Origin of the sequence: Spirillospora sp. CA-108201, assembly GCF_050936235.1 — a bacterium.
In the GTDB taxonomy this organism is placed as follows: Bacteria; Actinomycetota; Actinomycetes; order Streptosporangiales; family Streptosporangiaceae; genus Spirillospora.
The window spans coordinates 8,523,914-8,537,482 of record NZ_JBNJNE010000001.1; the positions used below are offsets into that span (position 1 = coordinate 8,523,914).

Sequence of the window (13,569 nt, forward strand, 5' to 3'; positions counted from 1 at the left end):
TCTCCGGCCGCTGGCCGAGGCGCTGCGCTCTCCGCTGGAGACGATGAGGCGGAGCCGGCCAGCGGAGCCGGTCTGGCAATGCTCGCTGCGAACTGCCCCTACAGATCGGGTCTTGACCGATGAGGAGTGGGCCGACGTCGCCGAGGAGCTGATGCACCAAACCGGGATCTCGCCACGAGACGATCCCGAGGCGTGCCGCTGGATTGCCGTGCGTCACGCGGACGATCACATCCATGTCGTGGCCATACTTGCGCGAGAGGACGGCCGGAGACCCAACATCACTCGCGACTACCTCAAGGCGCGCATGGCGTGCCACGTCGTCGAGCAACGGTATGGACTGTGCCGTACCGCTCCCGCGGATCGGACGGCGGCGCCCCGTCCTTCGCGGGCTGAGCTGGAACGGGCTCAGCGTGCCGGGTTGAAGGAGCCGCCTCGGGTCGCGTTGCGGCGGCACGTGGCCGCAGCCGCCGCATCGTCCGACAGCGAGGAGGCGTTCTTCGCCGGCCTGCGTGAGCGTGGGCTGGCGGTGCGGCTGAGATTCAGTGTCCGGACGCCTGGCGAGGTGACGGGTTACGCCGTTGCGGTGCCCAAGTACACCAACTCGTCGGGTGAACCGATCTTCTTCTCGGGCGGCAAGCTCGCCGCTGACCTCACCCTGCCCAAGCTGCGCCACAGGTGGACGGGTGGCGCCACCTACCGGCGGGCTGCAAGACCCCGCAGGTGGACGCCGGGTTCATCCGGCGACCACGCGGAGCGGGCCGCTGCCTACCGGGAAGCCGCCCGAGTTGCCGGGACGGCGGCTTGGCAGATGCGCGTCCTGCGTGATCCGAGTCTTCGCGCCGATATCGCCGCAGCGGCCTCTGACGTCCTCCATGTCACGGCGGACATCACCGGCAACCGCGAGCTGGCCGAGGCCGCCGACTTCTACGATCGCGCCGCCCGGGAACCGTTCGGCCGCCTGCCGCCGGTCACGCGGTATGGCAGCGCCTTGCGTGCGGTGGGTCGGACCCTTGCGGTCACCAACGTCGACTGGGGTGATCGGCGCGAGCAGAAGCGGGATCTCACGGTTGATCTGCTGTTCCTCATAGCGAACCTTGTAGATCTCATCGAGTCGGCGGCCGAGCATCGCCTTGCCCAGCATCGCGTTGCCCAGGCCGATGCTGCGCGCCTGGCCGCAAGGCGGCTGGACGCCGTCCGACGGATGGAGCTCCGTCCAACTACACCGGTATCGCCGCGAGTCGCGGAGACCCTTGAAGAGGGCCGGGCGACGGCGAGGCTTGCTGCCGAGTCCTTCCCCGTGCCGCTGGGCGACGGGTTGAGACCGGGGCCTGCGCCCGCACCCCATCCGTCTCAGCGATCTTCGCATCGAAGGGGCGCGCCCAGGCGCTGACCAGGGGAAGTCGAGACTCGCCGATGCGTTCGCAGTGATGGAGTCACGAACACGCTACGTGCACAATGACCGAGCGTAAACAAAGTCATGGAGCGGCAAAGCGTCTGCCTGTCGCTCCCCGAGAGAAAGGACGGGCCATGTCCATGATCAGCTATGGCCCTCCCGCGGAGGGTCTGCACCTTCAGGAGTGCACCCATGACCGACGACCACACCCAGGTCGGGCGTAACCCCCAAACCGACCACGAGACCGAGCATTCCGCCCTGGAGCTGGAGAGCGCCGTACGGTCGCTGAACCGGGCCGTGGGTCAGACGGGCGGCCTTGCCGGACCGGCGACCGCCTACGCAGTGCTGGACGCCGTCCACGCAGCCGCCTCCAGCCTCGACACTCTCCTCCTCCGACTCGAACGCTTTCTCGCGCGCCAGCATGCAGATGGACGCCTCACCCATGACCACGGCGCGTCTATCGACGAGGCACTCGACGCCTTCGGCCGCGCAGTTCTTCACGCCCGTCATCTGGGCGCGGGATGCGGCGAAGCCGTCGACCAGGCGCGTAGGGCGATCAACCACGTTCACAGCAACGAGCTGCCGCATGAGACCGGTGCACCACCGTCCTACGACACCGCCGCCGAACCTGCCCCCACCGCCCCGCACCGACGAGCCGAGCCACGAGCGAGACAGCCCGAGAACGGAAGGCCTCGGACGAGATGGTTCGGCAGCTCCCGGAAGGGGGCGGGAGCGTGAAGCAGATGAGCCAGGACGAGCTTCTCGCTCTCCCCACCACGGTCAGCGTTGAGACCGCCGCCCGTGCCATCGGGCTCGGACGTACTCGCGCCTATCAGCTCGCACGCCGAGGGCAGTTCCCCTGCAAGGTGATCCGCATCGGCACGAGCTACCGCGTCGTGACGGTCGATCTCCGCCGGCTGCTCGGCATCGAGCCGAGCTAGCGAGGCGTCCAACGAACGGAAGGTCCGGTTCCCCTCGGGGAGCCGGATCTTCCGTGTTGAGGACGCAAGATCCGCCACCGTGCCGATCTCCGTCAGGGACGGTCAAACGCTGATCACGAAGCACGGCAGTTGAACCAGGATGGCGCTCAGACGTGCCAGATCCCAGTGACAAATGGGTGACAAATGATCTTCCGAAGGGCGGTCAAGATCCCCCCACAAAGCGCTGACCTGGGGAAATGAGAGAGCGGGCGACGGGAATCGAACCCGCGTAGCCAGTTTGGAAGACTGGGGCTCTACCATTGAGCTACGCCCGCATGGCGGTTGAGGGGTTGGTGGGCCTCGGTTGCCATCCCGTAGCGTACAGGGTTCTCGGGGTGGACGTGCCGGGGCGGAGCGGGCGGGGGGCGATCGGGACTACACTTCTCGCGTCATCGCGTTCGGCGGTGGTTCGCGGGCTGTAGCGCAGCTTGGTAGCGCACTGGCTTTGGGTGCCAGGGGTCGTGGGTTCGAATCCCGCCAGCCCGACTTGGTCTAGCCCCGCTTCCTCCTGGGAAGTGGGGCTTTGTCGTGCCATCGGGTATCGATCCTCTGAGACGTCGTCAGGGGGGAAGCATGAAGGCACTGCAGTACCGGGAGATCGGGAAGGCGCCGGAGGTCGTGACGGTGCCGGAGCCCGTGCCGGGGCCCGGGCAGGTTCTGCTGAAGGTGACCGCGGCCGGGGTGTGCCATTCGGACATCGCGGTGATGAGCTGGCCCGCGGAGGGGTTCCCGTATGAGCTGCCGTTGACGCTCGGGCACGAGGGGGCAGGGACGGTGGCGGCGCTGGGGGACGGCGTGACGGGGCTCGCGGAGGGGGAGTCGGTCGCGGTGTACGGGCCGTGGGGGTGCGGGACGTGCGTCATGTGCGCCCAGGGCAAGGAGAACTACTGCACGCGGGCGGGGGAATTGGGGATCAATCCGCCGGGGCTGGGGGCTCCCGGGGCGATCGCCGAGTATCTGCTGGTGGACGATCCGCGTCATCTGGTGCCGCTCGGGGAGCTCGATCCGGTCGCGAGCGTCCCGCTGACGGACGCGGGGCTGACGCCGTACCACGCGATCAAGGGGGCGCTGCCGCGGCTGGTGCCGGGGAGCGCGGCCGTGGTGATCGGGACGGGCGGGCTCGGGCACGTGGCGGTGCAGTTGCTGCGGGCGCTGAGCGCGGCGACGGTGATCGCGCTGGACGTGGCGGAGGAGAAACTGGAGCTGGCCCGGCGGGTCGGGGCGCACGTGGCGCTGGTGTCGGACGGGCGCGCGGCGGAGCGGGTGCGGGAGCTGACCGGCGGCCTCGGGGCGCGGGCGGTGTTCGACTTCGTGGGCGTGGCGCAGACCGTGGAGCTGGCGACGGCCGTGGCGGGGGCGGAGGCCGAGGTCGTGGTGGTGGGCATCGGCGGCGGGGTCGCGAAGGTCGGCTTCGGGATGATCGCCTATGACGCGGCGGTGCGGGCGCCGTACTGGGGGAGCCGCTCGGAGCTGGTCGAGGTGCTGGAGCTGGCGCGGACGGGCGCGGTCGACGTCCATGTGGAGACCTACTCGATCGACGAGGCGCCGCGGGCGTACGAGCGGCTGCACGCGGGCGAGGTCAACGGGCGCGCGGTGATCCTGCCGAACGGGTGAGGGCGGCGTCCCCTCCCCGGAGGGAGGGGACGCGGCGGTCACGCCGGGAGGTCGCGGGCGGTGCGCGCCGCCACGGCGAGCGCCCGCTCCAGGTTCTCGGTGCGGCGGCCGCCCGCGCTCGCGACGGCGCCCTTGCCGCCCGCGCCGCCGCCCACCTCGCGCGCCGCGCCGGTGAGCAGGTCGCGGGCCTGGACGCCGCGGTCGGCGGGGCGCGGGCCGACCGCGGACACCAGCATCGCCTTGCCGTCCGCCGCCGCGCCGAGGACGACCACGTCCGCGCCGCGGGAGAGGATCTTCGACGCGAGTGCCCGCAGGTCAGCGCCGGTCACGTCGTCGACCACCCGCGCGACCAGCCGTCCGCCCGGGGTCGGTTCGGCGAGGGAGCCGAGGCGGTCGGCCTCCGCGTCCAGTCGCGCGCCGCGGAGCGACGCCAGTCGCCGCTGGGTCTCCGCGAGGGTTTCCAGCCGTTGCCTCAGGCGGTCCGGGGCCTGGTCGGGGTGGACGTTCAGCAGCGCCGCGAGCTCCTCCAGGAGCGATGCGGCGCGGTCGTGGTGGCGGAGGGCGTCGGCGCCGGTGAGCGCCTCGATGCGGCGCAGGCCGGTGCCGATGGACGACTCGCCGACGATGTGGACGGGGCCCGCCTGCGAGCCGTGGCCGACGTGGGTGCCGCCGCAGAGTTCGCGGGAGGCGTCCCCGATGTCGACGATGCGGACGTCGTCGCCGTAGCGCTCGCCGAACAGCGCGACCGCGCCGGCGCGCTCCGCCTCCCGTCGGGTCGCCTCCCAGACCCGCACCTCGGGGTCGTCGAGGAGGTAGTCGTTGACGAGGGTCTGGACGAGGCCGGTGTCGACGGGCGAGAAGTGCGCGAAGTCGAAGCGGAGGCGTCCGGGTTCCACGCGGGAGCCCCGCTGGGCCGCGTGCTCGCCGAGGGTGCGGCGCAGCATCGCGTGCAGGACGTGGGTGGCGCTGTGCGAGCGGGCGGTGGCCGCACGGCGGTCCGCGTCCACGATCGCCTCGGCCTCGTCGCCGGGACGGACCTCGCCGTCCACGATGCGGACGGTGTGGACGTGCAGGCCGTCCAGCCCCGGCCGGGTGTCGACGACCTCCAGGGTGGCGCCGGACGTGCGGATCGTGCCCGTGTCGCCGACCTGGCCGCCCGATTCCGCGTAGAAGGGGCTGCGGGGCAGGACGACCTCCAGTTCGTCGCCCTCGGTCGCGGTGGGGACCTCCCCGTCCGGGCCGAGCAGGGCGCCGATCCGTGTTTCGGCCGTTGCGGAGGAGTGGCCGACGAAGTCGGTGAGGCCGTGCGCCGCGGCGACGCGCCGGTAGAGGTCCTGGCGCGCGACCGCGCCGTCCTTGCGGCCCTGGCCGGCGCGGTGCGCCTGGCGGCGCTGCGCTTCGAGGAGTTCGGCGAAGGCGTCCTCGTCGACGGTGAGGCCGGCCGACCGCGCCGCGTCGACGGTCAGGTCGATCGGGAAGCCGTAGGTGTCGTGCAGTTCGAACGCGGTCCGCCCGGAGATGGCGGTCGTGGCGCGGCCGATCGCCGCGTCGAGGATCTGGGAGCCCTGGCGCAGCGTCCGCTCGAACGCCTGCTCCTCGGCCGTGACGACCTGCTCGATGAGCTCGGACCGCTGGGTCAGCTCCGGCCAGGTTCCGCCGAGGGCGCCGACGACGCTGGAGGTCAGCGCGGGCAGGACCGGGCCGTCGACGCCGAGCCTGCGCGCGTGCCGGATCGCGCGGCGCATCAGGCGGCGCAGGACGTAGCCGCGGCCGTCGCGGGCGGGCATGACGCCGTCCGCGATGAGGAACGCGACCGAGCGGGAGTGCTCCGCGACGACGCGGAAGGACGTCGAGTCGTCGCTGCCGTCGCGTCCCGGGTAGCCGCGGCCCGCCATCTCCTGGACGAGCCGGAACGTCGGTGCGAGCAGATCCGTCTCGCACACCGTGTCCACGTCTTGCAGGACCGCGGCGAGGCGGTCGAGGCCGAGCCCCGTGTCGATGTTCCGTGCGGGGAGTTCGCCGAGGATCGGGTATCCCTCCTTGCCGGGGCCTTCCCCGCGGAGGTTCTGCATGAAGACGAGGTTCCACAGTTCCTGGTACCGCTCGCCGTCCACCGCCGGCCCGCCCTCACGTCCGAAGGACGGCCCCCTGTCGTAGTGCAGTTCGGAGGACGGGCCGCAGGGGCCGGGGATGCCCATCGACCAGTAGTTGTCCTCCATGCCGAGCCGTTGGATCCGCTCAGAGGGGACGCCCACGCGCCGCCAGAGCCGGACGGCCTCGTCGTCGTCCAGGTACACGGTGACCCAGAGGCGCTGCGGGTCGAGGTCGTAGTGGCGGGTGAGGAGCTCCCACGCCCAGGAGATCGCCTCCGCCTTGAAGTAGTCGCCGAAGGAGAAGTTGCCGAGCATCTCGAAGAAGGTGGTGTGCCGCGTGGTGCGGCCCACGTTCTCGATGTCGGACGTGCGCGCGCATTTCTGCACGGACATCGCGCGCGGGTGGTCGGGCGCGGTCTCGCCGAGGAAGTACGGCTTGAACTGGTTCATGCCCGCGTTCGCCAGCAGCAGCGTGGGATCGGAGGGGATCAGCGGGCTGGACGGCACGACGCGGTGGTCGCGCTCCTGGAAGAAGCCCAGGAAGGTGGAACGGATGTCAGTCGAGCGCATGGGACGGCCTCACGAGGTCGATGGGATGACGGAGCACACCGCCGAGCCGGGCCGGGCACGTCTGCGCGTTCCCCGGCTCGGCGCGGCTAGCTCGCCGTCCCACCTCGTGAATGACCATCGCCGTCCACGTTACCGGCGCGCGTCGTCCGCCTGCACGTCCATTTGCCGGGCGTCGTAGTCGGCGCGGGCGGCGTCGATCTGGGCGAGGTGGTGCTCGGCCCAGGAGACGAGGGCGCCGGCCGCGTCCATCAGCGTCGCGCCCATCGGGGTGAGCGAGTACTCCACGCGGGGCGGCACCACGGGGTAGACGGTCCGGATGACGATGCCGTCGCGCTCCAGGCCGCGCAGCGTGACGGTGAGCATCCGCTGGCTGATGCCGTCGATCTCGCGCTTCAGCTCGGTGAACCGCTTGGTGCGATCGCCGAGCAGCGCGATGACCTGCAGCGACCACTTGTCGCCGACCCGGTCGAGGATCTCGCGGGCGCGGCAGCCCAGCGCGGTGTGCTCCATCGGTTCCCTCCAGGTGACCAGGGCAGAAAAAAGTGCCTTCTTGTGCCGGTCGTCGTGGTATCCGCACCATGGAAGCAGTTCCTGATGGGAACTGCCTTACCTTCCATAACCGTAGGAGACACCATGACGGCCCAGCTTGTCGAGATCCCCGGCTACGTCGCCGGGACCTGGACCATCGACCCCCTCCACTCGGGGGTCGGCTTCACCGTCCGGCACCTGATGGTCAGCCGGGTCCGCGGCCGATTCGGGACGTTCGAGGGGACGATCGTCACCGGCGCCGACCCGCTCGGCTCGTCGGTGACCGCGACCGTCGACCTGGCGTCGGTCGACACCGGCAGCGCCCAGCGCGACGATCACGTCAGGTCCGGCGACTTCCTCGACGTCGCGCGGTACCCGTCCATGGCCTACCGCTCCACCGGCGTGCGCCGGGACGGCGAGGACTTCGTGCTGGACGGCGAGCTGTCGCTGCGCGGCCTCACCAGGCAGGTCCCGCTCCGGCTGGAGATCGGCGGATTCGGGCCCGACCCGTTCCGGCAGGACGACCCGTCCAGGGGCGCCCGCGCCGGGTTCACCGCGACGGGCGAGCTCAGCCGGCTGGAGTTCGGCGTGGGCGCGGCGACGACGGTGGCGGGCGGCGGGCTCGCGCTCAGCGACAAGATCCAGATCGTGCTGGAGATCGAGGCGGTCCTCCAGGACGGCTGACCGCGCGCCGTGCGGCGCCGCCGCGCGGACGGCGCCGCGCCGCGCCGGCCGCCGTACCGTGTCAGCCGCCGAGCAGGGAGGGGAGCGCCTCCAGCGTCGTGATGCGCGCGACGTCCAGGGGCCCGGGGGCGGGCCGCCGGAGCGGTCGAGCCAGACGCCGGTGAGGCCCGCGGCGGCGGCGCCCCGCGCGTCGGTGACGAGCCGGTCCCCGACGTAGGCGGCCGCGTGCGGCTCGGTGCGCAGGGCCGCGCAGGCCGCCAGGAAGATCCCGGCGGCGGGCTTGGCGGCGCCCGCCTCGCTGGAGGCCACGACGACGGGGAGCCGGCCGGCGAACCCGAGCCGCTCGACCTTCAGGCGCTGCTGCGCGGCGTCCCCGTTGGTGATCACCCCGAGCCGCAGGCCGCGGGCCGCGAGGGCGTCGAGCGCCGGTCCGGCGTCCGGGAACGGGCGCCAGGCGGCCTCGTAGCGCGCCGCGTACCCGGTGACCCAGGCGTCGGCGCGGGCGCCGTCCCAGTCGCCGAGGCCGAGCTCCCGGGCGAGGGCGACGATCCGGAGGCGGCGCTGCTCGGCGAAGCTCAGCTCGCCCGCCAGGTACCGGTCGACCGCCTCCTCGGTCAGCTCGGTCCAGCGCGCGGCGAGCCGGGCCGGGTCCTCGTCCGGGAACATGCCGACGACGGCGCGGCGCGCGGCCCCCGCATGGTCGAGGAGCGTCCCGTCCAGGTCGAACAGCACCGCCGTGATCATGAGAGGAACGCGGTGAGCGCGGCGGTCAGCTCGGCCGGCGCGTCCTCCTGCACCAGGTGCCCCGCCCCTTCGACGGTGCGGAGGCGCGAGCCGGGGACGAGCGCGGCCAGCTCGCGGCCCTTGGCGACGGGGATCCAGGTGTCCTCGGCGCCCCAGCAGACCAGGACGGGGAGGTCGAGTTCGCCGTAGCGGCCTTGGACGTCGTCGGTGTAGCGCTGGTCGGCCTGGGCGATCTGCCGGTAGAACGCGGGCTGCCCGGCGTCCCCCAGCCAGGGGGCGACGAGCGCGTCGAGCGTGGCCGGATGGAGCCCCCTGTGGCTTGCGGACGTCACGTACTCGCGGACGAGCGCGCCGTGCAGCGCGGGCGGGAGCTGCTCGAACACCGCCGCGTTGGCTTCGACCAGGCGGAAGAACGGCGACCCCCACGGCGCCAGCGCCACGGGGTCGACCAGAGCGAGGCGGCGGTAGGAGGCGCCGTGCAGGAGGCGTGCGCGCAAAGCCACGGCGCCGCCGAAGTCGTGCGCCACGACGGACGGCTCGTCCAGGCCCCAGTGCGCCAGAAGCTCGACGAAGACTCTGCCTTGCGCCGCCAGCGAGACGTCCTGCCCTTCGCTCATCTCGGACGTCCCATAGCCGGGCATGTCCCAGACGTACACGCGATGGGTCATCGCCAGAGCGCGCGCGACGCCACGCCACACATAGGACGAGAAAGGTGTGCCGTGCAGAAGGACGACAGGATCCGCATGCTCGTTGCCGAGCACATCCCACCTGACCTCACCATTCTGGCTCCGGCAGATGTGACGCAGCGTCCAGTCCTGCAAGGGAAGCTCCCAATGTCGTCGAACCGGCTCAGCCGAACCCGTGTGATTCGGCGAGTACTCGCGCCGCCTCCATGACCGACGCGCGGCGGCGCGCGAAGGCGGCCGCGTCGTCCTCCTCGTCCAGGATCACCCGACGCAGCTGCGGGACGGCGAAGTTCCACGCGATGAGGCCGAACACGGTGAACATCAGGTCCTGGACGGCCCGCGCGCGGTCCGGGTCCGGGGGGCCGCCGCCGGCGCCGTGCTCCGTGAAGTGCGCGGCCTTCCGCCGGAACTCCGCGCGGCGCTCCGCCTCGCCCTGCACCTGGCCCGGGGTCTCCAGGGCCTCCCAGAGCAGCAGCCTGACCAGCTCCGGGTGCTCCCCGTACCAGTCGAACAGCCGGCCCACGGAGTCCGCCAGGCCGTCCGGATCGATGTCGGTCGCGTTGCCGATCTCCGCCATCTTCGCGCGCACCACGGCGCCGAACAGCTTCTCCTTGCCGCCGAAGTACAGGTAGATGGCCTGCTTGTTGGCCTGCGCCTCGGTGGCGATGCGATCGATCCGGGCGCCCGCGAGCCCGCGCGCGGCGAACTCGGCGGTGGCGGCCTGGAAGATCCGCCGGCGGGTCGCCTCCGCGTCGTAGCCCATACGCGGATTAAACCACCCGGTTGACTCCGGCCGGTCCGGCGGGCATTCTAAAACAACCAGATGGTTTATTTTGGAGGACTCATGACCACGACCGAAGCACCCGTCCCGGTCCGCTCACCGCTCCCGGAGAGCCTCGCCGGCCGCACGGCGGTGATCCTCGGGGGCAGCTCCGGCATCGGCCTGGCCGCGGGGGAGCTGCTCGCCTCGGCCGGTGCGCGGATCGTGCTCGCGAGCCGCGACAGGACCCGGCTGGATGCCGCCGTGGCGCGCGTGGCCGCGGCCGGAACCGCGGCCCAGGTGCTGGGAGCGGCCGCCGACGTCACGGACGAGAACGCGCTGGAGGAGGTCTTCGAGCGCGCCGGCGCCGTCGACCACGTGCTGGTGACGGCCGGGCGCGCGGCGGGGATGGGGCCGCTCACCGGGCTCACCCGGGACGTCGTGCGGGACGCCGTCGAGGGACCGGCGTGGGCGGTGCTCGCCGTCGCGCGCGCCGCCGTCCGGCGGATGCCCCCGGGCGGGTCGATCACGCTGACCTCGGGCATCCTCGTCAGGCGTCCCCGTCCGGGGATGTCCGCGCCGGTCGCGGCGGGCGGCGCCGTCGAGACGCTCACCCGCGCGCTCGCCGTCGAGTACGCGCCCGCGCGCCTGCGGGTCAACGCGATCCGGTGCGGGGCCGTCGACACCCCCCTGCTGCGGACGGCCTACGGAACCGCCTCCGGCGCGGAGGGCGACGCGGCGATGGCCGAGGCGGGCGGGTCCATGCCGCTCGGACGGTTCGGGACGGCCGAGGAAGCCGCCTGCGCCGCCCTGTTCCTCATGGCCAACACCTACATGAACGGCGAGATCCTCACGGTGGACGGAGGCCAGTCCCTCGTCTGAGCAAGGGGCGGGCCCCTGACCGGCGTCCGGTTGGTCAGGGGCCCGAAGTCTCGGCTGTCTGAGGGGCTGGGAGTACCCCTTCTGCGAACAGCTCAGCCGAGACCGCTCTTGATCGCGGTGATGAGCTCACCGCCCGCCGTGTCGCCGCTGAGTTCCCAGAAGAAGGCGCCGCCGAGGCCCTGGTCGCCGGCGAAGCCCATCTTCCCGCGGATGGTGGACGGGGTGTCGTAGCTCCACCACTCGCTGCCGCACTTGCCGTAGGCGGTTCCGGCGACCGTGCTCGTCGCGGGGCACCGGGACTTGATGACCTTGTAGTCCTCGATGCCGGCCTCGTAGGTGCCCGGCGCGGCGCCCGTCGCGGTGCCGCCGGGCTCGGACTGGGTGACGCCCGTCCAGCCCCGGCCGTAGAAGCCGATGCCGAGCAGCAGCTTGCTCGCCGGCACGCCCTTGGCCCTGAGCTTGGAGATCGTGTCGGTGCTGTTGAAGCCCTCGTGCGGGATGCCCGGGTAGGACGTGAGCGGCGAGTGCGGCGCCGTCGGTCCCTTGGCGTCCCAGGCGCCGAAGTAGTCGTAGGTCATGGGGTTGTACCAGTCGACGTACTGGGCGGCGCCTCCGTAGTCGGTGACGTCCATCTTGCCGCCGGCGCTCGCGTCCGCGGTGATCGCGGCGGTCACGAGGTCGCCGGACCCGAACTTGGCGCGGACCGCCGCCATCAGCTTCTTGAACGCGTCCGGTCCGCTGGTGTCGCAGGTGAGGCCGCAGGCGTTCGGGTACTCCCAGTCGATGTCGATGCCGTCGAACACGTCGGCCCAGCGGGGGTCCTCGACCAGGCTGTAGCAGGACTCGGCGAACGCGGCCGGGTTCTGGGCGGCCTGGCCGAAGCCGCCGGACCACGTCCAGCCGCCGAACGACCACAGCACCTTCAGGTCCGGGTGGAGCTTCTTCAGCTTGCGCAGCTGGTTGAAGTTGCCGCGCAGCGGCTGGTCCCAGTTGTCGGCGACGCCGTCGACGCTCTGGTCGGCGGTGTAGGCCTTGTCGTAGTCGGCGTAGGAGTCGCCGATCGCGCACCGGCCGCCCGTCACGTTGCCGAACGCGTAGTTGATGTGCGTCAGCTTGGCGGCCGAGCCGCTCGTCTCCACGTTCTTGACGTGGTAGTTGCGCTGGTAGACGCCCCAGTCGGTGAAGTAGCCGACGACCTTGTTCCCACCGCCTCCAGGATTGCCGCCGCCGCCCTCGTCGGTGGTGACCGAGACCGGGGAGGACGCGGGGGAGGCGTTCCCGGCGGCGTCCTTGGCCCTGACGGTGAAGGTGTAGGCGGTCTTGGCCGACAGCCCGCCGACGGTGGTGCCGGTGCCGGTCACCGACGCGGCCTTGGCGGAGCCGTTGTAGACGTCGTAGCCGGTGACGCCGACGTTGTCGGTCGAGGCGTTCCACGCCAGCGACACGCTGGTGGCGGTCTTGCCGGAGGAGCGGAGGCCGGCCGGGGCCGAGGGGGCCTCGGTGTCCTTCTCGGGAGGGACGGAGCCGTCGCAGGTCGCGCCGTTGATCGTGCAGCCGGTGAACCAGCCGGAGCCGGCGCCGCCGAACCCGAAGCTGGTGGTCGCGCCCGCGGCGATCGTGCCGTTCCAGCCGGTGTTGGCGAACGTGTAGTGGTTCCCGGAGACGGTCCTGGTCGCGTTCCAGACATTGCCGACGGAGGTCCCGGACGGCAGGTCCGCCTCCAGCTTCCAGCTGCTGATCGCCGAGCCGGTGCCGTTGGTGATGGTGCAGTTGCCGTCGAAGCCCGTGCCCCAGTCGGAGGTCTTCTTGCAGGTGGCGGTGACGGCCTGCGCCGACGACGCCGGGGGCGCCGTGAGCAGGGCGGTGGCCGCCGTCAGTGTCGCTGCGCCGGCGAGCGCGATGGCCCGCCGTCCGCCCGGTCGTGACATGGTTCTCCGTTCGGTTCGGCCCCCGAAGCAAACAGGAATCCCCGCCAACTCTTAGGAAAGTTTCCTAAGAATTGGGCCGATCGTAACCGCGCCGAACGGCGCCGACAAGGGCCCTCGCGCGATCCTCGGACGCCGGCGCGAGTGGTCTAAGCGACTGCCTGGACCCATACGGTCACCGGCCGCCGAGAAAAATTCAGGGCGCGCCGAACCAGCCCGGCATGTCGAGCCGCCACAGGCCGTCGGGCGTCATCCGGCGGAGACCGTCCTCCAGGGCCCGCATCCGCTCGGCGCCGAGCGTCCGGACCCAGTCGCCCCGGATCCGTTCGAAGGCGCGCTCGGACCGGGCGAGGGAGTCCACGGCCCGCGGGGTCAGTCGGACGATCTTCCGGCGGGCGTCCCGCGGGTCGGCCCCGCGCTCCAGGTAGCCCGCCCGCTCCAGCGACTCCACCATCTTGCCCGCGGCCTGCTTGGACACTCCGAGCCGACGGCCGAGCTCCACCGCGGTCGTGCCGTCCTGGCCGATGGCCTGGAAGACGAAGCCGTGCATCGGGCGCAGCTCCGGATGCCCCTCCCGGGCCAGCTCGGCATGCAGTTCGTCAATGATCGCGCGGAACGCCAGGAAGAGGCGCAGCGGCAGTTCGAAGCCGGGCGCGTCGCGCGGCCCGCCGTCACTTGACATAAAAGACAACCTCATTGACTATATGGAC

General features: G+C 71.8%; 12 protein-coding genes, 2 tRNA genes and 1 pseudogene. 7 read left to right on the forward strand and 8 right to left on the reverse strand.

The window, feature by feature from the left end; all coding sequences use genetic code 11:
• Window positions 1-43 precede the first annotated feature (43 nt).
• From ACQEU6_RS40800 to ACQEU6_RS40810, 3 genes are all read left to right on the forward strand, one after another.
• On the forward strand, window positions 44-1,390 hold the full coding sequence (locus ACQEU6_RS40800; RefSeq protein WP_499340506.1) for a relaxase/mobilization nuclease domain-containing protein: 1,347 nt from the start codon (window positions 44-46) through the stop codon (window positions 1,388-1,390).
• Window positions 1,391-1,585: 195 nt separating this feature from the next.
• Window positions 1,586-2,131, forward strand: coding sequence for a hypothetical protein (locus ACQEU6_RS40805; protein ID WP_499339048.1), 546 nt, complete (start codon window positions 1,586-1,588; stop codon window positions 2,129-2,131).
• 5 nt (window positions 2,132-2,136) lie between these two features.
• Window positions 2,137-2,334, forward strand: a complete 198-nt coding sequence (locus ACQEU6_RS40810; protein WP_353832528.1) for a helix-turn-helix domain-containing protein — start codon at window positions 2,137-2,139, stop codon at window positions 2,332-2,334.
• A gap of 243 nt (window positions 2,335-2,577) precedes the next feature.
• On the opposite strand, the gene ACQEU6_RS40815 is transcribed toward ACQEU6_RS40810, so the two are convergent.
• A tRNA-Gly gene (locus ACQEU6_RS40815) sits at window positions 2,578-2,648 on the reverse strand.
• Between the two features lie 137 nt (window positions 2,649-2,785).
• On the opposite strand from ACQEU6_RS40815, the gene ACQEU6_RS40820 reads away from it, so the two are divergent.
• Together ACQEU6_RS40820 and ACQEU6_RS40825 are read left to right on the forward strand one after the other, a co-directional pair.
• Window positions 2,786-2,859, forward strand: a tRNA-Pro gene (locus tag ACQEU6_RS40820).
• An 87-nt stretch (window positions 2,860-2,946) separates the two neighbouring features.
• Window positions 2,947-3,987, forward strand: coding sequence for an NAD(P)-dependent alcohol dehydrogenase (locus tag ACQEU6_RS40825; protein ID WP_499339049.1), 1,041 nt, complete (start codon window positions 2,947-2,949; stop codon window positions 3,985-3,987).
• Between the two features lie 38 nt (window positions 3,988-4,025).
• On the opposite strand, the gene alaS is transcribed toward ACQEU6_RS40825, so the two are convergent.
• Window positions 4,026-6,650 carry an alanine--tRNA ligase gene (gene alaS / locus ACQEU6_RS40830; RefSeq protein ID WP_499339050.1) on the reverse strand — a complete coding sequence of 875 codons (2,625 nt, stop codon included), beginning with the start codon at window positions 6,648-6,650 and terminating at the stop codon, window positions 4,026-4,028.
• A 129-nt stretch (window positions 6,651-6,779) separates the two neighbouring features.
• Complete coding sequence (locus tag ACQEU6_RS40835) at window positions 6,780-7,160, reverse strand: winged helix-turn-helix transcriptional regulator (RefSeq protein ID WP_499339051.1); 381 nt, start codon at window positions 7,158-7,160, stop codon at window positions 6,780-6,782.
• A gap of 219 nt (window positions 7,161-7,379) precedes the next feature.
• On the opposite strand from ACQEU6_RS40835, the gene ACQEU6_RS40840 reads away from it, so the two are divergent.
• Entirely contained in the window at window positions 7,380-7,862 is a 483-nt protein-coding gene (locus ACQEU6_RS40840) for a YceI family protein (RefSeq protein ID WP_499340508.1), read from the forward strand.
• A gap of 159 nt (window positions 7,863-8,021) precedes the next feature.
• Here ACQEU6_RS40840 and ACQEU6_RS40845 read toward each other — a convergent pair.
• The 3 genes and pseudogenes from ACQEU6_RS40845 to ACQEU6_RS40855 form a co-directional block, all read right to left on the reverse strand.
• Window positions 8,022-8,606, reverse strand: a pseudogene (locus ACQEU6_RS40845) (HAD family hydrolase); the annotation flags it as partial.
• A complete protein-coding gene (locus ACQEU6_RS40850; RefSeq protein WP_499339052.1) occupies window positions 8,603-9,427 on the reverse strand; it encodes an alpha/beta fold hydrolase in 825 nt (274 codons plus the stop codon). The pseudogene ACQEU6_RS40845 and the gene ACQEU6_RS40850, both read right to left, overlap by 4 nt.
• A 28-nt stretch (window positions 9,428-9,455) precedes the next feature.
• On the reverse strand, window positions 9,456-10,055 hold the full coding sequence (locus ACQEU6_RS40855; protein ID WP_499339053.1) for a TetR/AcrR family transcriptional regulator: 600 nt from the start codon (window positions 10,053-10,055) through the stop codon (window positions 9,456-9,458).
• A gap of 81 nt (window positions 10,056-10,136) precedes the next feature.
• Between ACQEU6_RS40855 and ACQEU6_RS40860 the strand changes: the two genes are divergently transcribed.
• A complete protein-coding gene (locus tag ACQEU6_RS40860; RefSeq protein WP_499339054.1) occupies window positions 10,137-10,934 on the forward strand; it encodes an SDR family oxidoreductase in 798 nt (265 codons plus the stop codon).
• Between the two features lie 92 nt (window positions 10,935-11,026).
• Here ACQEU6_RS40860 and ACQEU6_RS40865 read toward each other — a convergent pair whose 3' ends face one another.
• Both ACQEU6_RS40865 and ACQEU6_RS40870 read right to left on the reverse strand, forming a co-directional pair.
• A complete protein-coding gene (locus tag ACQEU6_RS40865) occupies window positions 11,027-12,862 on the reverse strand; it encodes a glycosyl hydrolase family 18 protein (protein WP_499339055.1) in 1,836 nt (611 codons plus the stop codon).
• A gap of 193 nt (window positions 12,863-13,055) precedes the next feature.
• On the reverse strand, window positions 13,056-13,541 hold the full coding sequence (locus ACQEU6_RS40870; protein ID WP_499339056.1) for a MarR family winged helix-turn-helix transcriptional regulator: 486 nt from the start codon (window positions 13,539-13,541) through the stop codon (window positions 13,056-13,058).
• Window positions 13,542-13,569 lie beyond the last annotated feature (28 nt).